35 protein-coding genes are annotated in these 22,806 nt (G+C 62.8%); 1 reads left to right on the plus strand and 34 read right to left on the minus strand.

Annotation, left to right across the window (positions count from 1 at the left end; translation table 11 throughout):
* Positions 1-77: 77 nt before the first annotated feature.
* From rpsD to ACW4E8_RS23705, 30 genes are all read right to left on the minus strand, one after another.
* A complete protein-coding gene (rpsD, locus tag ACW4E8_RS23560) occupies positions 78-701 on the minus strand; it encodes a 30S ribosomal protein S4 (RefSeq protein WP_456806748.1) in 624 nt (207 codons plus the stop codon).
* A gap of 301 nt (positions 702-1,002) precedes the next feature.
* Positions 1,003-1,401, minus strand: a complete 399-nt coding sequence (gene rpsK, locus ACW4E8_RS23565) for a 30S ribosomal protein S11 (RefSeq protein WP_010812376.1) — start codon at positions 1,399-1,401, stop codon at positions 1,003-1,005.
* A 24-nt stretch (positions 1,402-1,425) separates the two neighbouring features.
* Positions 1,426-1,791, minus strand: coding sequence for a 30S ribosomal protein S13 (gene rpsM / locus ACW4E8_RS23570; protein ID WP_010812377.1), 366 nt, complete (start codon positions 1,789-1,791; stop codon positions 1,426-1,428).
* Between the two features lie 19 nt (positions 1,792-1,810).
* Positions 1,811-1,927, minus strand: coding sequence for a 50S ribosomal protein L36 (rpmJ, locus tag ACW4E8_RS23575; protein WP_008642959.1), 117 nt, complete (start codon positions 1,925-1,927; stop codon positions 1,811-1,813).
* Between the two features lie 30 nt (positions 1,928-1,957).
* Entirely contained in the window at positions 1,958-2,176 is a 219-nt protein-coding gene (gene infA, locus ACW4E8_RS23580) for a translation initiation factor IF-1 (protein WP_010812378.1), read from the minus strand.
* 23 nt (positions 2,177-2,199) lie between these two features.
* Complete coding sequence (secY, locus tag ACW4E8_RS23585; protein WP_456806749.1) at positions 2,200-3,543, minus strand: preprotein translocase subunit SecY; 1,344 nt, start codon at positions 3,541-3,543, stop codon at positions 2,200-2,202.
* Between the two features lie 43 nt (positions 3,544-3,586).
* The gene (gene rplO, locus ACW4E8_RS23590) at positions 3,587-4,021 is read right to left on the minus strand and encodes a 50S ribosomal protein L15 (protein WP_010812380.1); all 435 of its coding nucleotides are present in this window, start codon (positions 4,019-4,021) and stop codon (positions 3,587-3,589) included.
* A 22-nt stretch (positions 4,022-4,043) separates the two neighbouring features.
* Positions 4,044-4,226, minus strand: a complete 183-nt coding sequence (rpmD, locus tag ACW4E8_RS23595) for a 50S ribosomal protein L30 (protein WP_010812381.1) — start codon at positions 4,224-4,226, stop codon at positions 4,044-4,046.
* A 10-nt stretch (positions 4,227-4,236) separates the two neighbouring features.
* A complete protein-coding gene (gene rpsE, locus ACW4E8_RS23600; RefSeq protein ID WP_006160449.1) occupies positions 4,237-4,755 on the minus strand; it encodes a 30S ribosomal protein S5 in 519 nt (172 codons plus the stop codon).
* A gap of 21 nt (positions 4,756-4,776) precedes the next feature.
* On the minus strand, positions 4,777-5,133 hold the full coding sequence (rplR, locus tag ACW4E8_RS23605; RefSeq protein ID WP_026201241.1) for a 50S ribosomal protein L18: 357 nt from the start codon (positions 5,131-5,133) through the stop codon (positions 4,777-4,779).
* Between the two features lie 11 nt (positions 5,134-5,144).
* Positions 5,145-5,678 carry a 50S ribosomal protein L6 gene (rplF, locus tag ACW4E8_RS23610; RefSeq protein WP_114132188.1) on the minus strand — a complete coding sequence of 178 codons (534 nt, stop codon included), beginning with the start codon at positions 5,676-5,678 and terminating at the stop codon, positions 5,145-5,147.
* A gap of 10 nt (positions 5,679-5,688) precedes the next feature.
* On the minus strand, positions 5,689-6,084 hold the full coding sequence (rpsH, locus tag ACW4E8_RS23615; RefSeq protein WP_010812384.1) for a 30S ribosomal protein S8: 396 nt from the start codon (positions 6,082-6,084) through the stop codon (positions 5,689-5,691).
* Positions 6,085-6,111: 27 nt separating this feature from the next.
* Entirely contained in the window at positions 6,112-6,417 is a 306-nt protein-coding gene (rpsN, locus tag ACW4E8_RS23620) for a 30S ribosomal protein S14 (protein WP_010812385.1), read from the minus strand.
* Positions 6,418-6,426: 9 nt separating this feature from the next.
* Positions 6,427-6,969, minus strand: coding sequence for a 50S ribosomal protein L5 (gene rplE / locus ACW4E8_RS23625; protein ID WP_010812386.1), 543 nt, complete (start codon positions 6,967-6,969; stop codon positions 6,427-6,429).
* Between the two features lie 25 nt (positions 6,970-6,994).
* Positions 6,995-7,303, minus strand: coding sequence for a 50S ribosomal protein L24 (gene rplX, locus ACW4E8_RS23630; protein ID WP_010812387.1), 309 nt, complete (start codon positions 7,301-7,303; stop codon positions 6,995-6,997).
* 9 nt (positions 7,304-7,312) lie between these two features.
* The gene (rplN, locus tag ACW4E8_RS23635) at positions 7,313-7,681 is read right to left on the minus strand and encodes a 50S ribosomal protein L14 (protein ID WP_010812388.1); all 369 of its coding nucleotides are present in this window, start codon (positions 7,679-7,681) and stop codon (positions 7,313-7,315) included.
* 279 nt (positions 7,682-7,960) lie between these two features.
* Entirely contained in the window at positions 7,961-8,239 is a 279-nt protein-coding gene (gene rpsQ / locus ACW4E8_RS23640; protein WP_010812389.1) for a 30S ribosomal protein S17, read from the minus strand.
* Positions 8,236-8,430 carry a 50S ribosomal protein L29 gene (rpmC, locus tag ACW4E8_RS23645; protein WP_010812390.1) on the minus strand — a complete coding sequence of 65 codons (195 nt, stop codon included), beginning with the start codon at positions 8,428-8,430 and terminating at the stop codon, positions 8,236-8,238. The genes rpsQ and rpmC overlap by 4 nt, the downstream gene beginning before the upstream one ends.
* Positions 8,431-8,441: 11 nt before the next feature.
* A complete protein-coding gene (gene rplP / locus ACW4E8_RS23650; RefSeq protein WP_013958242.1) occupies positions 8,442-8,858 on the minus strand; it encodes a 50S ribosomal protein L16 in 417 nt (138 codons plus the stop codon).
* Positions 8,859-8,860: 2 nt separating this feature from the next.
* Positions 8,861-9,661 (minus strand): 30S ribosomal protein S3, encoded by an 801-nt coding sequence (gene rpsC / locus ACW4E8_RS23655; protein WP_456806750.1) that lies wholly within the window; start codon positions 9,659-9,661, stop codon positions 8,861-8,863.
* Between the two features lie 9 nt (positions 9,662-9,670).
* Positions 9,671-10,000: a 50S ribosomal protein L22 gene (gene rplV, locus ACW4E8_RS23660; RefSeq protein WP_013958244.1), complete on the minus strand. Its 330-nt coding sequence runs from the start codon at positions 9,998-10,000 to the stop codon at positions 9,671-9,673.
* Positions 10,001-10,009: 9 nt separating this feature from the next.
* On the minus strand, positions 10,010-10,285 hold the full coding sequence (rpsS, locus tag ACW4E8_RS23665; RefSeq protein ID WP_010812394.1) for a 30S ribosomal protein S19: 276 nt from the start codon (positions 10,283-10,285) through the stop codon (positions 10,010-10,012).
* Between the two features lie 22 nt (positions 10,286-10,307).
* Entirely contained in the window at positions 10,308-11,138 is an 831-nt protein-coding gene (gene rplB / locus ACW4E8_RS23670; protein ID WP_078198155.1) for a 50S ribosomal protein L2, read from the minus strand.
* Between the two features lie 2 nt (positions 11,139-11,140).
* The gene (gene rplW, locus ACW4E8_RS23675; RefSeq protein WP_006576245.1) at positions 11,141-11,455 is read right to left on the minus strand and encodes a 50S ribosomal protein L23; all 315 of its coding nucleotides are present in this window, start codon (positions 11,453-11,455) and stop codon (positions 11,141-11,143) included.
* On the minus strand, positions 11,452-12,072 hold the full coding sequence (gene rplD, locus ACW4E8_RS23680; RefSeq protein ID WP_010812396.1) for a 50S ribosomal protein L4: 621 nt from the start codon (positions 12,070-12,072) through the stop codon (positions 11,452-11,454). The genes rplW and rplD overlap by 4 nt, the downstream gene beginning before the upstream one ends.
* A 12-nt stretch (positions 12,073-12,084) precedes the next feature.
* Positions 12,085-12,735, minus strand: a complete 651-nt coding sequence (gene rplC, locus ACW4E8_RS23685; RefSeq protein WP_013958246.1) for a 50S ribosomal protein L3 — start codon at positions 12,733-12,735, stop codon at positions 12,085-12,087.
* A gap of 298 nt (positions 12,736-13,033) precedes the next feature.
* Positions 13,034-13,534, minus strand: a complete 501-nt coding sequence (locus tag ACW4E8_RS23690) for a flavin reductase family protein (RefSeq protein WP_456806751.1) — start codon at positions 13,532-13,534, stop codon at positions 13,034-13,036.
* Position 13,535: 1 nt separating this feature from the next.
* Positions 13,536-14,777 (minus strand): styrene monooxygenase/indole monooxygenase family protein, encoded by a 1,242-nt coding sequence (locus ACW4E8_RS23695; protein WP_456806752.1) that lies wholly within the window; start codon positions 14,775-14,777, stop codon positions 13,536-13,538.
* A gap of 33 nt (positions 14,778-14,810) precedes the next feature.
* Positions 14,811-15,599 (minus strand): SDR family oxidoreductase, encoded by a 789-nt coding sequence (locus tag ACW4E8_RS23700; protein WP_456806753.1) that lies wholly within the window; start codon positions 15,597-15,599, stop codon positions 14,811-14,813.
* 83 nt (positions 15,600-15,682) lie between these two features.
* Positions 15,683-16,912, minus strand: coding sequence for a dienelactone hydrolase family protein (locus ACW4E8_RS23705; protein ID WP_456806754.1), 1,230 nt, complete (start codon positions 16,910-16,912; stop codon positions 15,683-15,685).
* Positions 16,913-17,194: 282 nt separating this feature from the next.
* On the opposite strand from ACW4E8_RS23705, the gene ACW4E8_RS23710 reads away from it, so the two are divergent.
* Complete coding sequence (locus ACW4E8_RS23710) at positions 17,195-18,208, plus strand: AraC family transcriptional regulator (RefSeq protein ID WP_456806755.1); 1,014 nt, start codon at positions 17,195-17,197, stop codon at positions 18,206-18,208.
* Between the two features lie 98 nt (positions 18,209-18,306).
* On the opposite strand, the gene rpsJ is transcribed toward ACW4E8_RS23710, so the two are convergent.
* The 4 genes from rpsJ to rpsG all read right to left on the minus strand — a co-directional run bounded on the left by rpsJ (position 18,307) and on the right by rpsG (position 22,662).
* Positions 18,307-18,615 carry a 30S ribosomal protein S10 gene (gene rpsJ / locus ACW4E8_RS23715; RefSeq protein ID WP_006160488.1) on the minus strand — a complete coding sequence of 103 codons (309 nt, stop codon included), beginning with the start codon at positions 18,613-18,615 and terminating at the stop codon, positions 18,307-18,309.
* A gap of 78 nt (positions 18,616-18,693) precedes the next feature.
* A complete protein-coding gene (tuf, locus tag ACW4E8_RS23720; RefSeq protein WP_078198162.1) occupies positions 18,694-19,884 on the minus strand; it encodes an elongation factor Tu in 1,191 nt (396 codons plus the stop codon).
* Between the two features lie 81 nt (positions 19,885-19,965).
* Entirely contained in the window at positions 19,966-22,074 is a 2,109-nt protein-coding gene (gene fusA / locus ACW4E8_RS23725) for an elongation factor G (RefSeq protein ID WP_456806756.1), read from the minus strand.
* Between the two features lie 117 nt (positions 22,075-22,191).
* A complete protein-coding gene (rpsG, locus tag ACW4E8_RS23730; protein ID WP_010810459.1) occupies positions 22,192-22,662 on the minus strand; it encodes a 30S ribosomal protein S7 in 471 nt (156 codons plus the stop codon).
* Positions 22,663-22,806: the final 144 nt, after the last annotated feature.

Consider the following 22,806-nt stretch of genomic DNA (forward strand, 5'->3'; position numbering starts at 1 on the left):
GACCGCGCGTACAGCGCGTCGGGCTGAAAGGGAAGCTTTGCGGCGAACGCAAGCTCTGGGCCGTTCCGCTCGCGTGATTAACGCGAGTACAGTTCGACGATCAGGCTTTCGTTGATGTCGCCCGAGATATCGGCGCGATCCGGCACTTGCTTGAAGGTGCCTTCGAACTTCTTCGAATCCACCGCCACCCAGGTCGGGAAGCCCGACTGCTCGGCCAGCGACAGCGATTCAGCGATACGGACTTGCTTCTTCGACTGTTCGCGGATGGTGACGATGTCGCCAGACTTGATCTGGGCCGACGGCACGTTCAGGGTCTGACCGTTCACCAGGATCGCCTTGTGCGACACCAGCTGGCGCGCTTCAGCGCGGGTCGAACCAAAGCCCATGCGGTACACGACGTTGTCCAGGCGCGATTCCAGCAGTTGCAGCAGGTTTTCGCCGGTGTTGCCCTTGAGGCGGTCGGCTTCGGCGAAGTAGCGGCGGAACTGGCGCTCGAGCACACCGTAGATGCGCTTGACCTTCTGCTTTTCACGCAGCTGGTTGCCATAGTCGGAGGTGCGGGCACCCGAGGTGCGGCCGTGCTGGCCGGGCTTGCTGTCCAGCTTGCACTTGTCGGCCAGCGAGCGGCGGGCGCTCTTCAGGAACAGGTCGGTGCCTTCACGGCGGGAAAGTTTGGCCTTCGGGCCGGTATAACGTGCCACGTTGTCTTCCTTTGATCGATCGCGACGCCTTCAAGACGCGCCGCGAGTCCGTCAACGCAGTCCTTCCGCAGTGCATTTCTGCACCCGGGAGACCGTGACGGACGGTGGGCTTATTAAGCGCGTCCCGTTGCCGGGTATGACGCTGCAAGCATTTACAGTGCGCCGTCATGGGAATGTGCCGTAAGCGACATTCCCTCGACGCAAAACGAAAACCTGCCGCATTAAAATGCAGCAGGTCAACGCGCGATACTACCATACCCGAAGCCGGCAGGTAAACCCGCCGGCCCGGACACACCAACGCTCAGATGCGGCGGCGCTTCGGCGGACGGCAGCCGTTGTGCGGAATCGGCGTGACGTCTTCGATGATCGCGATCTTGATGCCCAGCGCGTTCAGCGCGCGGACAGCCGATTCACGACCCGGGCCCGGGCCCTTGATGCGCACTTCCAGGTTCTTGATGCCCTGGTCTTGCGCCACACGGCCGGCGTTCTCGGCAGCAACCTGGGCAGCGAACGGGGTCGATTTGCGCGAACCCTTGAAGCCCTGGCCACCGGCGGTCGCCCACGACAGGGCGTTGCCCTGGCGGTCGGTGATCGTGATGATGGTGTTGTTGAACGAGGCGTGGACGTGCGCAATGCCGTCGGCAACGTTCTTCTTGACCTTTTTACGCGCGCGTGCGGCGTTATTCGGACCTTTTGCCATTAGTTTCTTCCTCTGCCTTCGGCTTTACTTCTTCAGAGCCACGCCGGCCTTGCGCGGACCCTTGCGGGTGCGGGCATTGGTCCGGGTACGCTGGCCGCGCATGGGCAGGCCCTTGCGGTGACGCATGCCACGATAGCAACCAAGGTCCATCAGACGCTTGATATTCATCGTGGTTTCACGACGCAGGTCACCCTCGACCGTGACCTTGCCCACTTCGTCACGAAGCTTTTCCAGGTCGGCGTCGGTCAGATCCTTGACCTTCTTGTCAAACGGTACACCGGTGGCCTCGCAAATCTTGCGAGCGCGCGAGCGGCCGACACCGTAAATGGCGGTCAGACCGATTTCGGTGTGCTTGTGGTTCGGGATGTTAACCCCTGCGATACGTGCCATTCGTCAATCCTCTTTCCGATTAGCCTTGGCGTTGCTTGTGGCGGGGATCCGACGAGCAGATCACGCGCACGACACCGTTGCGCTTGATGATTTTGCAGTTGCGGCAAATGCGCTTAACAGAAGCCAGCACTTTCATAATTTTCCTCTTCCTTCAATTCCTGTTCGCTCACTTCGTCCGGAAGACGATTCGTGCGCGCGACAGATCATATGGGGTCAGCTCGACCGTCACCTTGTCACCCGGAAGAATCCGGATGTAGTTCATTCGCATCTTGCCGGAGATATGGCCCAGTACTACATGGCCATTTTCCAGCTTGACCCGGAACGTCGCATTGGGAAGGTTTTCCAGGACCTCCCCCTGCATCTGGATGACGTCGTCTTTTGCCATACCTAGCCTGTACCGATCCGAAGTCAGCGCAAGGTCAGATTGCCCTTGAAATTCGCCTTCTTCAGCAGCGACTCATATTGCTGCGACATCACGTAAGACTGAACCTGAGCCATGAAGTCCATCGTGACGACCACGATGATCAGCAGCGAGGTTCCGCCAAAGTAGAACGGAACGTTCCACCGCAGCACCAGGAATTCCGGCAACAGGCAGACCAGTGTGATATAGACCGCACCAGCCAGCGTCAGGCGCACCAGAATCTTGTCGATATAGCGCGTCGTCTGCTCGCCCGGACGAATGCCCGGAATGAAGGCACCGCTTTTCTTCAGGTTGTCTGCCACTTCACGGCTGTTGTACACCAGGGCCGTATAGAAGAAGCAGAAAAATACAATCGCAGCAGCGTACAGCAGGATGTAGACCGGCTGGCCCGGCGACAGCGTGGCAGCCAGGTCCTTGATGAACCCGCCAACCGCACCCGTCGCGTCAGACGTGAACCAGCCCGCGATCGTCGCCGGGAACAGGATGATCGACGATGCGAAGATCGGCGGAATCACCCCTGCCATGTTCAGCTTCAGCGGCAGGTGCGACGACTGGCCGCCGTACACCTTGTTGCCGACCTGACGCTTGGCATAGTTCACCAGGATCTTGCGCTGGCCCCGCTCGACAAACACCACGGCGAAGGTCACACCGATCACGATCGCCACGATGAAGATCGCCGCGATGATGCTCATGGAACCCGTGCGGACCAGTTCGAACAGTCCGCCGATCGCGTTGGGCAGGCCCGCCGCGATACCGCCAAAGATGATGATCGAGATGCCGTTGCCCAGACCACGCTCGGTGATCTGCTCACCCAGCCACATCAGGAACATCGTGCCGGTCACCAGCGTAATCACTGCCGTGGCCCGGAACATCAGGCCCGGATCCAGCACCAGCCCAGGCTGCGACTCCAGCGCCACCGCAATCGACAGCGCCTGGAACGTGGCCAGGACCACGGTGCCGTAGCGCGTGTACTGCGTGATCTTGCGTTGCCCTGCCTGCCCTTCCTTCTTCAGCGCTTCCAGCTGCGGCAGCACGATCGTCAGCAACTGCATGATGATCGACGCCGAGATGTACGGCATGATGCCGAGCGCGAAGACGGTAAAGCGCGACAGCGCCCCGCCCGAGAACAGGTTGAACATCCCGAGGATGCCACCCGACTGACTCTGGAAAAGCTTCGCAAGCTGCTCCGGATCGATACCGGGCACCGGAATATGAGCGCCGATGCGGTACACGATCAGGGCCAGCACCAGGAACATCAGCCGGCGCTTGAGGTCGCCGTACTTCGCCGTGTTCCTAGCTTGCGCGCTTGCATTGGGTTTCGCCGTGGCCAAACGATGCTCCGACTATGACTGCCTATGCTGCGATGAATGCCTATCAGGCTGCGATCTGGCCGCCGGCGGCTTCGATCGCGGCCTTGGCGCCAGCGGTGGCGCCCAGACCCTTGATCGTCACCTTGCGGGTCAGTTCGCCAGCCTTGATGACCTTGGCGCTCTTGACCAGCTCGCCCACCAGGCCAGCTTGCTTCAGGACCAGCAGGTCGACTTCGGCCGCTTCCAGGCGCTCGATGTCACGCAGCGTGACTTCGGCGTTGAACGCCTTGGTCAGCGACGTGAAGCCGCGCTTGGGCAGACGACGATACAGCGGCATTTGACCGCCTTCGAAGCCCACCTTGTGGAAGCCGCCCGAACGCGACTTCTGACCCTTGTGGCCGCGACCGGCAGTCTTGCCCAGGCCGGAGCCGATACCGCGGCCGACGCGACGCTTGGCGTGCTTCGAACCGGCGGCCGGTTTCAGGTTGTTCAGTTGCATCTTGCTCTCCGAGTTCCCGGTATCAGGCCAGAACCTTGACCAGGTACGAGACCTTGTTGATCATGCCGCGCACGGCGGGCGTGTCCTGCAGCTCCGACACCGAGTTGATGCGGCGCAGGCCCAGGCCACGAACAGTGGCGCGATGATCCTCGCGCGTGCCGATCAGGCTGCGCACGAGTTGCACTTTTACGGTTTTCTGCGACATTGCGTTCACCTTAACCCAGGATGTCTTCGACCGACTTGCCACGCTTGGCGGCGATTTCGCCCGGCGTGCTCATCTTCTGAAGGCCGTCCAGCGTGGCGCGAACCATGTTGTACGGGTTGGTGGAGCCGTGCGACTTGGTCACCACGTTGGTGACGCCCATCACTTCGAAGATCGCGCGCATCGGGCCGCCGGCGATCACGCCGGTACCTTCCTTGGCGGGCATCATCAGCACCTTGGCGGCGCCGTGCTTGCCAACGACTTCGTGTTGCAGCGTGCCGTTCTTCAGCGAGACCTTGACCATCTTGCGACGGGCTTCGTCCATTGCCTTCTGAACAGCGACCGGCACTTCCTTGGCCTTGCCCTTGCCCATGCCGATGCGGCCATCGCCGTCACCAACCACGGTCAGCGCGGCGAAACCGAGAATCCGGCCGCCCTTCACCACCTTGGTGACGCGGTTGACCGAGATCATCTTCTCGCGGAGGCCGTCGTCGCGTTCGTCCTGCTGGACTTTTGCTTGCATCTTTGCCATGACGTATCTCTCTTTGTGCGCTTAGAACTTGAGGCCGGCTTCGCGGGCAGCGTCAGCCAGTGCCTTCACGCGACCGTGGAAGCGGAAGCCGGCGCGATCGAACGCGACGGTTTCCACGCCGGCAGCCTTCGCCTTTTCGGCGATGCGCTTGCCGACCGCGGTCGCGGCAGCGGTGGTAGCACCATTGCCGGTCAGTTCCTTGCGGACGTCTGCCTCTGCGGTCGAAGCCGAAGCCAGCACCTTGGTGCCGCACTCCGAGAAGACCTGGGCGTAAATATGCGAATTCGTACGGAACACGGTCAGACGATTGACTTTCATCTCCGCGATCTTGGCGCGGGTCTGACGTGCACGGCGCAAACGAGCGTCTTTCTTGTTCATCATTGCACCCCTTACTTCTTCTTGGTTTCCTTCAGGATGACGCGCTCGTCCGAGTAACGCACACCCTTGCCCTTGTAGGGCTCAGGCGGGCGGTACGCGCGGACTTCCGCGGCAACCTGACCGACTTTCTGCTTGTCCGCACCCTTGATGATGATCTCGGTCTGCGTCGGCGTTTCCGCCTTCACGCCTTCCGGCATCTCATGGATCACGTCGTGCGAGAAACCAAGCTGGAGCTTCAGCGCAGCGCCTTGCAGCTGGGCACGATAGCCCACGCCGACGAGGTTCAGCTTGCGCTCGAAACCGGTGGTTACGCCCTTGACCATGTTGGCCACCAGAGCACGCATGGTGCCCTGCAGAGCGTTTGCTTCACGCGATTCGTCAACCGGGCTGAAGGTCAGCGTGTCGTTCTCGACATTGACCTTGACCAGGCTGTGAATCGGCTGCGACAGCGTACCGAGCGGGCCCTTTACGGAGAGCACGCCAGCCGCCACGTTCACTTCCGCGCCCTTGGGGAGCGCGATGGGAGCCTTACCTACACGGGACATGGTTCTCTCCTTAAGCGACGTAGCAGAGAACTTCGCCGCCCACGCCAGTGGCGCGAGCCTTGCGGTCGGTCATCAGACCCTGCGGGGTCGAAATGATCGCCACACCCAGGCCGTTCATCACTTGGGGGATGTCGCTGCGGCCCTTGTACACGCGCAGGCCGGGCTTCGAGACGCGCTCAATGCGCTCGATCACCGGACGGCCGGCGTAGTACTTGAGACCGATGCTCAGTTGTGCCTTGCCGCCATCTTCCTGGACGGCGTAGTCGTCGATGTAGCCTTCGTCCTTCAGGACCTTGGCGATTGCCACTTTCAGCTTCGACGACGGCATGACAACCGACGCTTTCTGCACGCCCTGGGCGTTGCGGATGCGCGTCAGCATATCGGCGATAGGATCGCTCATGCTCATACTGTTTCTCCTGTAGCCTGTGCGTAATTACCAGCTGGCTTTCGTCAGACCCGGAATTTCGCCCTTGAAGGCGATTTCGCGGATCTTGTTACGCGCCAGGCCAAACTTGCGGAAGGTACCGCGGGGACGACCGGTGATCGCGCAGCGGTTACGCTGGCGAGTCGGGTTCGCGTTGCGCGGGAGCTGTTGCAGCTCGAGACGCGCGCTGTAACGCTCTTCTTCCGACTTCTCTTGGTCGTCAATAATGGCCTTGAGGTTGGCGCGCTTGGCGGCATACTTCGCCACCAGCTTGGCGCGCTTCTTCTCACGTTCAATCAGAGCCAGTTTAGCCACGGTTACCCCTTAATTGCGGAACGGGAACTTGAACGCACCGAGGAGTGCCTTGGCTTCCTCGTCGTTCTTTGCCGTCGTCGTGATGCTGATGTTCAGACCACGCAGTGCGTCGATCTTGTCGTACTCGATTTCGGGGAAAATGATCTGCTCTTTCACACCGATGTTGTAGTTGCCACGACCGTCGAACGACCGGCCCGACACACCACGGAAGTCACGCACGCGCGGCAGGGCCACGGTGACGAAACGATCGAGGAATTCGAACATGCGCTCGCCGCGCAGGGTCACCATCGCACCGATGGGGTAGCCCTGGCGGATCTTGAAGCCGGCGATGGCCTTCTTGGCCTTCGTCACGACCGGCTTCTGACCGGCGATCTTGGTCAGGTCGCCCACGGCGTTTTCAATGATCTTCTTGTCATTGATGGCTTCGCCAAGACCCATGTTCAGGGTGATCTTGGTGATGCGCGGCACTTCCATGACCGACTTGTAGCCGAACTGTTCGATCAGCTTCGGCACAACCTGTTCTTTGTAAAACTCTTGCAGACGTGCTGCCATGCTCAACTCCTATACGTGCCCAGAATCAAGCTGCCACGACGGCGCCGGTGGTCTTCAGCACGCGCACGCGCTTGCCGTCTTCCACCTTGATGCCGACGCGCGACGGCTTGCCATTGGCATCCACGAGCGCAACGTTGGAAATATGCAGGGGCATGACCTTGTCGACCACACCACCGGTAGTGCCCAGCATCGGGTTCGGGCGGGCATGCTTCTTGGCGATGTTCACGCCTTGCACCGCAACCTTGTCGCCCAGGACGGCTTGCACGGTACCGCGCTTGCCCTTGTCCTTGCCGGTCAGCACAATGACTTCGTCGCCTTTGCGAATCTTGTTCATGGCGGCTCCTTACAGCACTTCCGGAGCGAGCGACACGATCTTCATGAAGCGCTCGGTACGGAGTTCACGAGTCACCGGCCCGAAGATACGGGTGCCGATCGGCTCGAGCTTGTTGTTCAGCAGGACGGCGGCGTTGCCGTCGAACTTGATCAGCGAACCGTCAGCGCGGCGCACGCCCTTGGCGGTACGCACGACGACGGCGTTGTAGATGTCGCCCTTCTTCACGCGACCGCGCGGCGCTGCGTCCTTGACGGTCACCTTGATGATGTCGCCAACGCTTGCGTAGCGGCGCTTGGAGCCACCCAGCACCTTGATGCACAGCACTTCGCGCGCACCAGTGTTATCGGCCACTTCGAGCCGGCTTTCTGTCTGAATCATGGTGTTTGTCTTCCCAACTTAACCCGTCAGGTGCAAAAAGCGCCCATCGGTCAGTCTTGGTCCCGTCGGCTCCGGCATTGCGCCAGCTCCGTATGGGTTGATCAACTTTGAAGTCGGTAGGAACCAGGCGATCTCAACAACTTGCTGAGGCCGCTCGGCCCTGGCTCGCTCCACAGGCCCGCCCGGGTGGTACTGCAAAGGCGAACGCAACAAAGCGGAAGTCCAGGATTATAGCTACATAATCCTGGACTTGCAAGTCAAGCTAAGAACGTGTTGTTCTTAGATGACGCGCGCAGCCTCTACCAGCCGGGAAACCACCCAGGACTTGGTCCGCGACAGCGGACGGCCTTCCTGGATCTCGACCTTGTCGCCTTCCTTGTACTGGTTGGCTTCGTCGTGTGCGTGGTACTTCTTCGAACGCAGCACGTACTTGCCGTACAGAGGATGCTTGACACGGTTTTCCACCAAGACCGTAACGGTCTTGTCCATCTTGTCGCTCACGACACGGCCGACCAGGGTACGGCGAAGCGACTTTTCCGTTTGTGCAGCTTCAGTCATTTCGCGTTTGCCTTTTGAGTCAGCACGGTTTGCACACGCGCGATGTCCTTGCGAACCTTCTTCAGCTGGCTGGTGTTCTGCAGCTGTTGGGTCGCCTTCTGCATGCGCAGGCTAAATTGGGCCTTCAGCAGCTCGGAGAGCTCCTGGTTCAGCCCGGCGGCGTCCTTGCCGCGAAGTTCGGATGCTTTCATCCCTGCTCTCCTTACGTCCCGACCTGGCGCACCACGAAATTGGTGGCGATCGGCAGCTTGGCGGCTGCGAGGCGGAACGCCTCACGCGCCAGGTCTTCGGTCACGCCATCCATTTCGTACAGCATCTTACCCGGCTGGATTTCAGCCACGTAGTACTCCGGATTGCCCTTGCCGTTACCCATACGGACTTCGGCGGGCTTCTTCGAGATCGGCTTGTCCGGGAAAATCCGGATCCAGATGCGGCCGCCACGCTTGATGTGGCGGGTCATCGCACGACGTGCCGACTCGATCTGACGAGCGGTCAGGCGGCCACGGCCCATGGCCTTCAGGCCGAATTCGCCGAAAGACACGGCGTTACCACGGGTAGCCTTACCCGTGTTGCGGCCCTTCTGCTCCTTGCGGTATTTTCTGCGCTTAGGTTGCAGCATCGTTATTCTCCACTCTTCGCATCGCCAGGCGCAGCGCGGCGACCGGCACCTGCACCGGCGCCACCGCGACGGTTGCCACCCGGGCGGCCTTCGCCTTCACGGCGGCGGCCTTCCGGACGACCCGGGCGACGACGACGGTCGTCCTGCGGCTCTTCCACCACCGGCGCGTCGTTACGGCCGAGGTGATCACCCTTGTAGACCCACACCTTGACACCGATGATGCCGTAGGTGGTTTCTGCTTCGGAGAAGCCGTAGTCGATGTCGGCGCGCAGGGTGTGCAGGGGCACACGGCCTTCGCGGTACCACTCGGTACGTGCGATTTCGATACCGTTCAGACGGCCGGCGCTCATGATCTTGATACCCTGGGCGCCCAGGCGCATCGCGTTCTGCATCGCGCGCTTCATGGCGCGGCGGAACATGATGCGGCGCTCGAGCTGCTGGGTGATCGAATCGGCGATCAGCTGAGCATCGGTTTCCGGCTTGCGGATTTCCTCGATGTTCACGTGCACGGGCACGCCCATGCGACGCTGCAGTTCGGCCTTGAGCAGTTCGATGTCCTCACCCTTCTTGCCGATCACCACGCCCGGACGCGAGCTGTAAATGGTGATGCGTGCATTGCGGGCGGGGCGCTCGATCACGACGCGGCCAACCGATGCGTTCTTCAGCTTCTTCTTCAGGAAGTCTCGAACTTCGATGTCTTCCTTCAGCATGCCGGCGAACTTCGTGTTGCTGGCGTACCAGCGCGAAGCCCAGTTACGGCTGACAGCCAGGCGGAAGCCAGTCGGATGAATCTTCTGTCCCATCGTGACTCCTTAGTTGCCGAGCGTCACAGTGATGTGACAGGTTTGTTTCTCGATGCGGTTGCCGCGACCCTTTGCCCGTGCGGTGAAGCGCTTGAGCGAGGTTGCCTTGTCGACGAAGATCGATTTGACCTTCAGTTCGTCGATGTCGGCGCCTTCGTTGTGCTCAGCGTTGGCGATGGCCGATTCGACCACCTTCTTCACGATCCCGGCAGCCTTTTTCGGGCTGAACTGCAGGACATTGAGCGCGCGCTCGATCGGCAGACCACGGATCTGGTCAGCGACCAGGCGCGTCTTCTGGGCGGAGATGCGGGCACCGCGATGAATCGCTTTCACTTCCATGATGGCACCTTACCTCTTCGCTTTCTTGTCAGCCGCGTGGCCCTTGAACGTGCGGGTAATCGCAAATTCACCGAGCTTGTGGCCAACCATGTTTTCCGTAACGTACACCGGCACGTGTTGACGGCCGTTGTGCACGGCGATCGTCAGGCCAATGAACTCCGGCAGAATGGTCGAGCGACGCGACCAAGTCTTGATGGGCTTCTTGTCCTTGCCGCTCGAGGCGACTTCCACCTTCTTCAGCAGGTGGGCGTCGCAGAACGGACCCTTTTTAGCGGAACGAGTCATATCTTTAGCTCCTACCTACCGATTAACGCTTGTGGCGCTTCTGGACGATCATGCTGTCCGTGCGCTTGTTGCTGCGGGTACGGTAACCCTTGGCCGGGGTACCCCACGGCGAAACCGGATCGCGACCAGCGGCGGTCTTGCCTTCACCACCACCGTGCGGGTGATCCACCGGGTTCATCACGACACCACGCACCGTCGGGCGGATACCGCGCCAGCGGGTGGCACCGGCCTTGCCGATGACGCGCAGGCTGTGCTCTTCGTTGCCCACTTCACCGATGGTGGCGCGGCACTCGATGTGCACGCGGCGCACTTCACCGGAGCGCAGGCGAACCTGGGCGTACAGACCTTCACGAGCCAGCAGCACGGCGGAACCGCCGGCGGCACGTGCGATCTGCGAACCCTTGCCCGGCAGCATTTCCACGTTGTTGATCGTGGTACCGACCGGAATGTTGCGGATCGGCAGGTTGTTACCGGCCTTGATCGGCGCTTCCGAGCCGTTCATCAGCGGCTGGCCGGCAACCATGCCCTTGGTGGCGATGATGTAGCGGCGCTCGCCGTCGGCGAACAGCACCAGCGCGATATTGGCGCTGCGGTTCGGATCGTATTCCAGGCGCTCGACGCGGGCGGCGATGCCGTCCTTGTCGTTGCGCTTGAAGTCGACCACGCGGTAGTGGTGCTTATGACCACCGCCCTTGTGGCGGGTGGTGATATGACCATTGTTGTTACGACCCGACTTCTGGAATTGCTTTTCCAGCAGCGGAGCGTGCGGGGCGCCCTTGTGAAGGTCTTTGTTGACCACCTTCACCATCGAGCGACGACCCGGGGAAGTCGGCTTGGTCTTGACGAGTGCCATGATTACTTGGCCTCCGCTTCAAAATTGATTTCCTGACCCGGCTTCAGCGAAACGTAGGCCTTCTTCACGTGGTTGCGACGCCCCATGAAACGGCCAAAACGCTTCTGCTTGCCCTTCTGGTTCAGGATCTGAACGGACTGCACCTCGACCTTGAACAGCAGTTCGACGGCGGCCTTCACTTCTGCCTTGTTGGCATCGCGGGCCACTTCGAACACGACTTGTTCATTCTTGTCGGCGACCAGGGTTGCCTTTTCGGAAACCACCGGCGCGAGCAGCACCTGCATCAAACGATGATCGTTCTTGGCTACTTGCGTCATTTCAGCAACTCCTCGATCTGCGCGACGGCCGCCTTGGTCACCAGCACCTTCTTGTAGTGCACGAGCGACAGCGGATCAGCCTGGCGCGGCTCCACGACTGCCACGTGCGGCAGATTGCGCGAAGCCAGGTAGAGGTTTTCGTCGAGGCTGTCGGTGATGATCAGCACCGAGTCCAGGCCCATGGCCTTGAACTTGTCGGCCAAGAGCTTGGTCTTGGGCGCGTCGACAGTGAAACCGTCCACCACGTTGATACGGCCTTCACGTGCGAGCTGCGAGTAAATCGAGCGCATGCCGGCACGGAACATCTTCTTGTTGACCTTCTGGGTGAAGTTCTCTTCCGGCGAATTCGGGAAGATACGGCCGCCCCCGCGCCACAGCGGCGAGGAAGACATACCGGCACGAGCACGGCCCGTACCCTTCTGGCGCCACGGCTTCTTGGTCGTGTGCTTGACCTCTTCACGATCCTTCTGCTTACGGTTACCGCTGCGAGCGTTGGCCTGGTAAGCGACGACGATCTGGTGAACGAGGGCTTCGTTGTAGTCACGGCCGAACACTTCGGGCGAAGCGTCAACGCCTGCGCCGATCTGGCCATTGTCCTGGAGGAGCTTGAGTTCCATTACATGCGCTCCTTAAGCTTTGGCTTTGGCCTTGACGGCCGGGGTGACGATGACCTTGCCGCCCTTGGAGCCGGGAATGGCACCCTTGACCAGCAGCAGCTTGCGCTCTGCGTCGATCTTGGCGATCTCCAGGTTCTGCACGGTGCGGGTAACATCGCCCAGGTGACCGGTCATGCGCTTGCCCGGGAACACGCGGCCCGGATCCTGCGCCATACCGATCGAGCCCGGCACGTTGTGCGAGCGCGAGTTACCGTGGGTGGCACGGCCGGAGGCGAAGTGATAGCGCTTGATGGTACCGGCGTAGCCCTTACCGATCGACACGCCCTGCACGTCGATCTTCTGACCGACTTCGAACAGGTCGACCGACAGCGAACCGCCAGCTTGCAGTTCGGCAGCCTTGGCTGCATCGATACGGAATTCGCGGATGATTTCGCCGGCTTCCACGCCGGCTTTGGCGAGATGACCCGCCAGCGGCTTGGTAACGCGGCTTGCGCGTCGTGCGCCGAAGGTGACTTGAACCGCCGTATAACCGTCGGTCTCGTCCGTCTTGATTTGCGTCACGCGGTTGTCGCCGACCTCGACCACGGTAACGGGAATCGAATCACCGTCGTCCGTGAAAATACGGGTCATGCCAACCTTGCGACCTACAAGGCCAAGGCTCATGGTTTGCTCCATTCCCAGCTGCGATTGGCCGGGGCTGATTGATACACGAAAACTGTGTTTGCTGTGGACCTGCGCTAAAGAAGACTGCGCGCGGCCAAAATGGCCAGCCCACTACCCGAGGAAACGGGTAGCCTTACACTATATCGCAGCGGTTTGGAAAGGGCAATATGAATTGCGGATTCGCCTGCAGGGTTGTAGGCAGGTATGCCGCAGTAGTGGCGCTTGCGTGGCTTGGGGTGTGGTGTGGAGGCGACGGCCGGTAGATAAAGCGCCGTGAAGCGCATCCAGAAAGGCTTACTCAGGCGGCGATGCGCACGAAATCGCCGCCATAGAATACCAGCGGTTCGCCCTCTCCTGCCTCGAATGCCTCGACGGCGCCGACGATCAGCAGGTGATCGCCCACTGGGTCCGCCCGCTCCACGCGGCAGGCCAGGGTCGCCAGCGCCTCGTCCAGGTAGGGCACGCCGCGCTCGCAGCGCCCGTGGGCGACGCCCGCGAACTTGTCTGCCGCCGGCGTGGCGAAGCGGCGCGCCAGTTCGCCATGGCCCGCGCGCAGGATGCTGACGCCGAAAGGCGCGCCGGGCACGAACAGGCCCGCATTCGGCGAGTGCATCGCCAGGCTCCACAGGATCAGCGGCGGCGCCAGCGACAGCGAGGCAAACGAGTTCACCGTCAATCCGACGGGCCGGCCCTGCGCCCCGCAGGCGCCGATGACGGCCACGCCGGTGGCATAGCGGCCGCAAACCCGGCGCAGTTCGCGGGGATCATGGACGGAAGTGGCGGGCGTGGCGGCGTGCATGTCAGGCGGCCTCGGCGACGTACTGGTTGATCAGCTGGTGGCAGGCCTGCGGATCGGTCCACCACGGGAAGTAGTCCGGCGGATTGTCGAAGCCGTTGGCGATGCGCGCGGCCAGTGCCGGCGCCTGGCCCGCGGCGCCCAGCAGCGCCAGGATATGCGGCGGCGGCGGGGTCAGCAGCGAGTTGGTCCACGCCACCACGTCGCCCGCGTATTGCCAGTACTGGTCAAAGGTGTGCTCCATCCAGGCCTGGTCGAAGGGCTGGTCGCCGCGTGCCAGGACCGCATCGAGATAAACCTTGCAGCATTTGGCGGCGTTGTTTGAACCCTGCCCCGTGATCGGGTCGTTGACCACCACGGCATCGGCCATGCCGAACACCAGCCGCCCGGACGGCAGCGTCAGCACCGGCTTGCGCACCGTTGGCGCGAAGCGCCCGGCAAGGATGCCGTTGTCGTCGGTCAGCGCGACCCGCTCACAGCGCTCGGCTTCCCACGGCAGGTAGGTCTGCAGGATGCGCAGGCTTTCGGCCAGGTGCTGCGCCGGCGTGCGCGCCTCGGCCCAGCGGTCCATCGGGCCGCCCGGGATGCCTTCGAACACCATGATCTCGCACGGCCCGGACAGCGTCAGCGCGGGGAAGACGAAGTATTCGCCCACGCCCGGGATCAGGTTGAAGCAAACCCGCGAGAACGGCGTGCGCGGCTCCATGCCGGTCACATAGGTCAGCGCCAGCGCGCGCTGTGGCTTGTCGAAGGGGCTGCGGGAGGCATCGCGCTCGAAGCGGCTGACGATCTCGCCCTTGCCGGCGGCCAGCAGCACGAGGTCATGCTCGCGGGTCAGGTCCTCCAGCTCGTCCAGGCCGACATCGGCGATGCGCAGGTCGCCGCCGCGTGCAACGAAGGCATCCATCCACGCCGGCATCTTCAGGCGCTGGTCCACCGCTTGCGCCGGGCGGTCCAGCGGCGCGGCCCAGTCGATCGCGCGGGCACCGGCCTGCTCGGGATGCGGCACGGCCAGGCCGATGCCCTCCACCGGCGGGCAGGCATCGTCCCACCAGTTCAGCCCGAGCTCGCGCTCGGCCTGCAGCGCGCGGTCGAACATGCACTGGCTGGACATGACTTTCCCGCCGCGGATCTGCTCGGGTGTCCGGTTGGACAGCAGCGTGACCCGGTAGCCATTGGCTTGCAGCCCGAGGGCCATTTGCAGGCCCGACTGGCCGGCTCCGACGATTGCGATGCTTTGGCTCATGACGTTTTCTCCTGAAGGGTCGTTCGGCGGCGTTCAGCCGGCCAGCTTGCCGATGGCGGGCACATTCTGCTCCGGCCCCATGGCGGAATAGCCGCCGTCGACGGCATAGTCGGCACCGGTGACGAAGCTGGCATGGTCGGAACAGAGGAAGAGCACTACCTGGGCCACCTCCTCGGGCTCGCCGATGCGGCCCAGCAGGTGGAACGGCGCGGCCACGGCGTCGGTGCGGGCACGGTTGCCGCCGCTGACCTCGTCCATCAGCCGGCACCAGGTCCAGCCCGGCGACACCGCGTTGACGCGGATGCGGTCCGGCGCCAGGTCCATCGCCATGCTGCGCGTCAGCTGCGCGATGGCGGCTTTCGACACCGGGTAGAGCCAGCGCCCGGTCTGCGCCACGTTGGCCGAGATACTGGTGAAATTGACGATCGCGCCGCCGCCGCGCGCCCGCATGTGCGGGTGCACCGCCTGCGCCAGCATCACGCCCGACACCACGTTGACGTCGAGCGCCGCCAGCCAGTCGGCACGATTAGAGCGGAAGCCGTCATCGAGATAGGTGCAGGCCAGGTTGACCAGGCAGTCCACGCCGCCAAAGCGCTGCACCACCTGCGCCACGGCATCGCGAACCTGCTCGTCGCGGGTGATGTCGGTGGCGATGAAGAGCGCACTCGCCCCCAGCGCCGCGGCCACGCGCTCGCCGTTGGCGGCATCGATATCGAAGATCGCCACGCGGGCGCCGGCCTCGACAAAGGCCCGCGCCACGCCGGCGCCGATCAGCGTGGCGCCGCCGGTGACAATGACCACCTTGTCCTGCAGTCCTTTCATGCTTGTCTCCTGTGCCGGCAATAGCCGGCGATGGTTGCGGGCGGGCCTCTGCGGGCCCGTTCCGGATCAATGCCGCGCGCTGCCTATTTGCCTTCGCTCTGCTGCCAGCGCGCCATCAGCGTGTTCGACGGCAGCGTCTCGTCCAGCAGCTTGCGCGCGGTCTCCACGCCCGCCACCGGCAAACCCGCCGGGTCCAGCTTGCCGATCTGCACCAGCACGCTGGCCTGGTCCCAGTAGATATGCTCGTGGTACAGCTTGTCGCCGCGGAACTTGACGATGGCGATCAGCGGGATCTCCACGCGCTTGCCGGTGGGCGGCACGCCGGGCAGCATCCAGTCGATCTCGCACGTATGCGTGAAGCAGAACAGTATCTCGTCGACGATCTGCGTGGCCCCGACCGTGCGCGACAGCGGGATCAGCGTGGTGTCGGGCGGGTTGCTGTGCACGAAGTGGTGCTGGTAGAAGCGCCGCAGCTGCGCGTAGCCGACGCCGCCGGTCATGGTCGGGATATGGTTCACATAGGGCTGCGGCACCATCGTCGCCATGGTGGCGTCGACATCGCGGGTGGCGAATTCATACTCGCAGTGCTTGTCCCACAGCGCGGAGAAATCGTAGTGCGGCCCCATCTCGCCGCGCAGCGCCGCGATCGAGCGCTGGTGCGCCATCAGCGCCGACGGCTTGTCGAAGTGCTCGCCGCCCGTGCGTGCAAAGGCATGGTCTACGCCGGCGTAGACGTAGACCTCGATGTTCTCGCGCCCGGCCAGAGCTTCGCGGATCGCAGCCTGCGCCTGCGGCGGGCAGAACCCGTCTTTCTCGGCGATATGCAGCACCAGGCGGCCGCGCACGTTGACGGCCTCGCCCAGCGCGTGCTCGATGCCCACACCGTAGTACGCCACCGCACAGGCCACGTCGGGCAACCGGCAGGCCGCCAGGTAGGCCAGCTTGCCGCCCAGGCAAAAGCCCAGCACGCCGGTCTGGCCGACGCATTCCGGCCGCGCCCGCAGCGCCTCAAGCGCGGCGCCCACATCCTGCACGCCCTTGGCTTCGTCGAACTGCTGGTACAGGCCCAGCGCCCGCTGGAAGTCCTCGCCGCGGTCGGTCAGCTCGATCCCCGGCGCGATGCGCCAGAACAGGTCGGGCACCAGCACCGTATAGCCCTCCTCGGCGTAGTAGTCCGCCACCTGCCGCATGGTCGCATTGACGCCGAAGATCTCCTGGCACAGCACGATGCCGGGGCCCTTGCTTGCCGCCGGGATGGCGAGATAGCCGCTGAAACTGCCTTCGGGGGTCTGGATCTGGATGGTCTGGCCCATGGCCTTGCTCTCCTTGTCGCTTTCTTGTCCGCTTTCTTGATGGGGTCTGGTCGGGCTGCCGTGCTGGCTTCCATGATGGTGGCTCCGCACCGCAACAAACTAGCCGCTGGGCGCAGCGGCTATCCGATTAGTGCAGGAAAGTGTGGCTTCGGTCAACGCAGCGCCGGGGCCGGGGAGCCGATCCGCTATAGTTGTCCCGTGGACCATGCTGCGCGCATGGCGGCCCGGCACCCAAGCCACGGACGCCGGCCAGCGCCGCGGCCACGCCCGAGGAGCGAGACAATGCTGCAGCTGCCCCCGACTGCCAGGGCCCCGGCGCCGCTGGCCAATGCCCTGCTACAGGATGCCGGCAGGCAGGTGTTCGCCTCCACCGACCTGGGGCAGACGCGCGCGGCGGTCAGCAAGGTCTTCAAGCCGCACCGGCTCGATATCCGCGGTACAAGCCTGTTGGCGCGCATGCATCATGCGCCGCTTGGCGCGGTATCCCTGAACCGGCTGGCCTACGGTGCCGATGTCACCATCGATCCGGGTCCGCTCGGCGACTTCCTGCTGGTGCAGATGCCGCTGAGCGGCCAGGCGGAGATCCGCTGCGGCAACCAGGAGATCCTGTCGACCCCGGACTGCGCCTCGGTGCTCACGCCCAGCGATCCGCTGCGGATGCGCTGGAGCGCCGACAACGACCAGCTGGTCGTGCGCGTGGAGCGCAGCGCGCTGGAGCGCGTGTGCGCGGCCTACCTTGGCCATCGCCCGGACCAGGCCCTGCGCTTCCAGCTCGGCATGGCCTGGCGCAGCCCCGGCTGGTACCAGCTGATGCAGTACCTGGCGGAGATGCTGTCGGTCGCGCCGGAAGCGGCCCGCCATCCGCTGACGGCGTGCCAGCTGGAGCAACTGGTGATCGGAACGCTGCTGACGCTGCAGCCGCACAGCCTGACGGAGGCGCTGCAGCAGCACGGCAAGCCGCTGGCGCCGCGCCATGTGAAGGTGGTCGAGGAATACATCCATGCCCATGCCGCCGCGGCGCTGACACCAGCGCAGCTGGCCGAGGTGGCCGGCGTCAGCCTGCGCAGCCTGTATGCGGGATTCCGCGAACACCGGGGCCTGAGCCCGATGTCCTATCTGCGCACCGTCCGGCTGGAACGGGTACGGCACGATCTGCTCAACGATGCGGCGCTGTCATCGGTGACCAGCGCCGCGCTGCGCTGGGGCTTTGCGCACCTGGGGCGCTTCAGTGCCGACTATCGGCGTGCTTTCGGCGAATGCCCGGCTGAAACGCTGAGGCGGCGCGGCCGGGGCTAGGCCCTGGCGGCATCCGGCGCGCGCCAGAAAACAAAAACGGCGAACCATACGGTTCGCCGTTTTGCTGCAGCAGGCCGCTGGCGCGGCCCGAAGCATGATTACACCTTGATCTCGACGTCCACGCCTGCCGGCAGGTCGAGCTTCATCAGCGCGTCAACCGTCTTGTCGGTCGGGTCGACGATGTCCATCAGGCGCTGGTGCGTGCGGATCTCGAACTGATCGCGGCTGGTCTTGTTGACGTGCGGCGAACGCAGGATGTCGAAGCGCTGGATGCGGGTCGGCAGGGGCACCGGGCCCTTGACGATCGCGCCGGTACGCTTGGCGGTATCCACGATTTCGGCGGCCGACTGGTCGATCAGGCGGTAGTCGAAAGCCTTCAGGCGGATACGGATCTTCTGGTTCTGCATGATATTTCCTTAAAAGAGCGATTGGGCAACGTGCCCGTTGAATGGGGACATGCCCGACAGGCATGTCCCAGGAAGTGCTTAGTCGAGGATCTTTGCCACGACGCCGGCGCCGACGGTACGGCCACCTTCGCGGATAGCGAAGCGCAGACCTTCTTCCATGGCGATCGGGGCGATCAGCTTGACGGTGATCGACACGTTGTCACCCGGCATGACCATTTCCTTGTCCGCCGGCAGCTCGATCGAGCCGGTCACGTCGGTGGTACGGAAGTAGAACTGCGGGCGGTAGTTGTTGAAGAACGGGGTGTGACGGCCGCCTTCGTCCTTCGACAGGATGTACACCTCACCGGTGAAGTGGGTGTGCGGCTTGATCGAACCCGGCTTGCACAGCACCTGGCCGCGCTCGACGTCTTCACGCTTGGTGCCGCGCAGCAGCAGGCCAACGTTGTCGCCGGCTTGACCCTGGTCCAGCAGCTTGCGGAACATTTCCACGCCGGTGCAGGTGGTCTTCACCGTCGGCTTGATGCCGACGATTTCGATTTCCTCGCCGACCTTCACCACGCCGCGCTCGATACGGCCGGTCACCACGGTGCCGCGACCCGAGATCGAGAACACGTCTTCCACCGGCATCAGGAAGGTACCGTCAACGGCACGCTCCGGCGTCGGGATGTAGGTGTCCAGCGCGTCGGCCAGGTTCATGATGGCCACTTCGCCCAGCTCGCCCTTGTCGCCTTCCAGCGCCAGCTTGGCCGAACCCTTGATGATCGGGGTGTCGTCGCCGGGGAACTCGTACTTCGACAGCAGCTCGCGAACTTCCATCTCGACCAGCTCGAGCAGTTCAGCGTCGTCCACCATGTCGCACTTGTTCAGGAACACGATGATGTACGGCACGCCAACCTGGCGGGCCAGCAGGATGTGCTCACGCGTTTGCGGCATCGGGCCGTCAGCGGCCGAGCAAACCAGGATGGCGCCGTCCATCTGCGCAGCGCCCGTGATCATGTTCTTCACATAGTCAGCGTGGCCCGGGCAGTCAACGTGCGCGTAGTGGCGGTTGGCCGTTTCGTATTCGACGTGGGCGGTATTGATGGTAATACCGCGTGCCTTTTCTTCCGGCGCTGCGTCGATTTCGTCGTACTTCTTGGCGGCACCGCCGAACTTCGCTGCCAGCACCGTGGCAATCGCTGCGGTCAGCGTGGTCTTGCCATGGTCAACGTGACCAATCGTACCAACGTTCACGTGCGGCTTGGTCCGCTCGAACTTTTCCTTTGCCATTTTTTAGCTCCTAATGGAATTCAGTCTTGTCGATTCATCACGCCGCCGCACCCCACGCGGGGTGCGGCGGCAAACAGCTTATTACTTGCCCTTGGCCGTCATCACGGCTTCGGCGATGTTCTTCGGTGCCTCTGCGTAGTGCTTGAATTCCATGGTGTACGTGGCGCGGCCTTGCGTGGCCGAGCGCAGCGACGTCGAATAACCGAACATTTCCGACAGCGGGACTTCGGCCTTGATGATCTTGCCGCCGCCCACCATGTCGTCCATGCCCTGCACGATGCCGCGGCGGGACGACAAGTCGCCCATCACGGTACCCGTGTAGTCTTCCGGCGTTTCCACTTCCACGGCCATCATCGGCTCGAGCAGAACCGGGCTGGCCTTGCGCATGGCTTCCTTGAAAGCCATCGAGCCGGCCATGCGGAACGCGTTTTCGTTCGAGTCCACGTCGTGGTACGAACCGAACGTCAGCGTGACCTTCACGTCCACCACCGGGAAGCCAGCCAGGATACCGGCCGACAGCGTGTCGACGACACCCTTTTCGACCGCCGGGATGTATTCGCGAGGAATCACACCGCCCTTGATGGCGTCGATGAACTCGAAGCCCTTGCCCGGCTCTTGCGGTTCCAGCGTGATCACAGCGTGACCGTACTGGCCGCGGCCGCCCGACTGCTTGACGAACTTGCCCTCGACGCCTTCGGCCGTCTTGCGAATGGTTTCGCGGTAGGCCACCTGCGGCGCGCCGATGTTGGCTTCCACGCCGAATTCGCGCTTCATGCGGTCGACCAGAATTTCGAGGTGGAGCTCGCCCATGCCCGAAATGATGGTCTGACCCGATTCTTCATCGGTACGCACGCGGAACGACGGATCTTCAGCGGCCAGGCGGTTCAGGGCGATGCCCATCTTTTCCTGGTCAGCCTTGGTCTTCGGCTCGACGGCCTGCGAGATCACCGGCTCCGGGAACACCATGCGCTCGAGCACGATCGGTGCAGCCGGATCGCACAGCGTGTCGCCCGTGGTGGCGTCCTTCAGACCCACTGCAGCGGCGATGTCGCCGGCCAGCACTTCCTTGATTTCTTCGCGCTGGTTGGCATGCATCTGCAGAATACGGCCGAGGCGTTCCTTCTTGCTCTTGACCGGGTTGTACACGGTGTCGCCCGAATTGATCTTGCCCGAGTAGACGCGGAAGAAGATCAGCTGACCAACGAACGGGTCGGTCATGATCTTGAACGCCAGTGCCGAGAACTTTTCGTTGTCGTCAGCCTTGCGCTCGAGCTTCTTCTCGCTGTCGTCCTCGTCCGTGCCCGTAACCGGCGGAATGTCGACCGGCGACGGCAGGAAGTCGATCACGGCGTCGAGCATACGCTGCACGCCCTTGTTCTTGAACGCGGTGCCGCACAGCATCGGCTGGATTTCGCAGGCGATGGTACGGTCACGCAACCCCTTGACGATCTCGGCGCGGGTCAGCTCTTCGCCGCCCAGGTACTTTTCCATCAGCTCTTCGCTGGCTTCGGCGGCGGACTCGACCATCTTCTCGCGCCATTCGTCAGCGGTGGCTTGCAGCTCAGCCGGGATGTCCTGGTATTCGAACTTCACGCCTTGGCTGGCTTCGTCCCAAATGATCGCCTTCATTTCCAGCAGATCGACGACGCCCTGGAAGCCGTCTTCAGCGCCGATCGGCACCACGACGGGCACCGGGTTGGCCTTCAGGCGGGTCTTCAGCTGGTCGTAGACCTTGAAGAAGTTCGCGCCGGTACGGTCCATCTTGTTGACGAAGGCCAGACGCGGCACTTTGTACTTGTTGGCCTGACGCCAGACGGTTTCCGACTGCGGCTGCACGCCACCCACTGCGCAGTACACCATGCACGCGCCGTCCAGCACGCGCATGGAACGCTCCACCTCGATGGTGAAGTCCACGTGGCCCGGGGTGTCGATGATGTTGAAGCGATGCTCAGGGTAGTTGCCGGCCATGCCCTTCCAGAAAGCGGTGGTAGCAGCGGAGGTGATCGTGATGCCACGCTCCTGCTCCTGCTCCATCCAGTCCATGGTGGCCGCGCCGTCGTGCACTTCACCGATCTTGTGGTTCACACCGGTGTAGAACAGGATGCGCTCGGTCGTGGTGGTTTTACCCGCGTCAATGTGAGCCGAGATACCGATATTGCGGTAGCGCTCAATGGGAGTCTTACGAGCCACTTTAATCCTCTATTTGTCCGTGAGGCGCCGGCATCTCATGGCCCGCGCCCCTAACACAAACGGGCGAGATGTGTAAAAACACAGCCCGCCCGGCAACCAACAAACGCTATCGCGCGCTTAGAAGCGGAAATGCGAGAACGCCTTGTTGGCTTCGGCCATGCGGTGCACTTCGTCACGCTTCTTCATTGCGCCGCCACGGCCTTCCGATGCTTCCAGCAGCTCACCTGCCAGGCGCAGCGCCATCGACTTCTCGCTGCGTTTCTTCGCGGCCTCGCGCAGCCAACGCATCGCCAATGCCAGACGACGCGACGGACGGACTTCGACCGGAACCTGATAGTTAGCGCCGCCCACGCGACGGCTCTTCACTTCCACCACCGGCTTCACGTTGTTGATCGCAACGGAGAACACTTCGATGGGGGCCTTGCCTGCCTTCTTTTCGATCTGGTCGAACGCGCCATAGACGATACGTTCGGCAACCGACTTCTTGCCGTCCAGCATCAGCACGTTCATGAACTTGGCAACTTCAACATTGCCGAACTTCGGATCAGGCAGAACATCCCGCTTGGGGACTTCACGACGACGTGGCATCTTCTTTCCTTTAGATTCAGTTGAGAGCGCGGTCAGTTGTTCCCGCTCTCCGGCCACCAACTAGCTTGCATGCGATAGACAGCAAATTCGCCGGGTGACCACTTACTCGACGGCACGGTTGCCAAAAAGGCGCTCCGTTGTACC

The organism is Cupriavidus sp. CP313 (genome assembly GCF_054072015.1).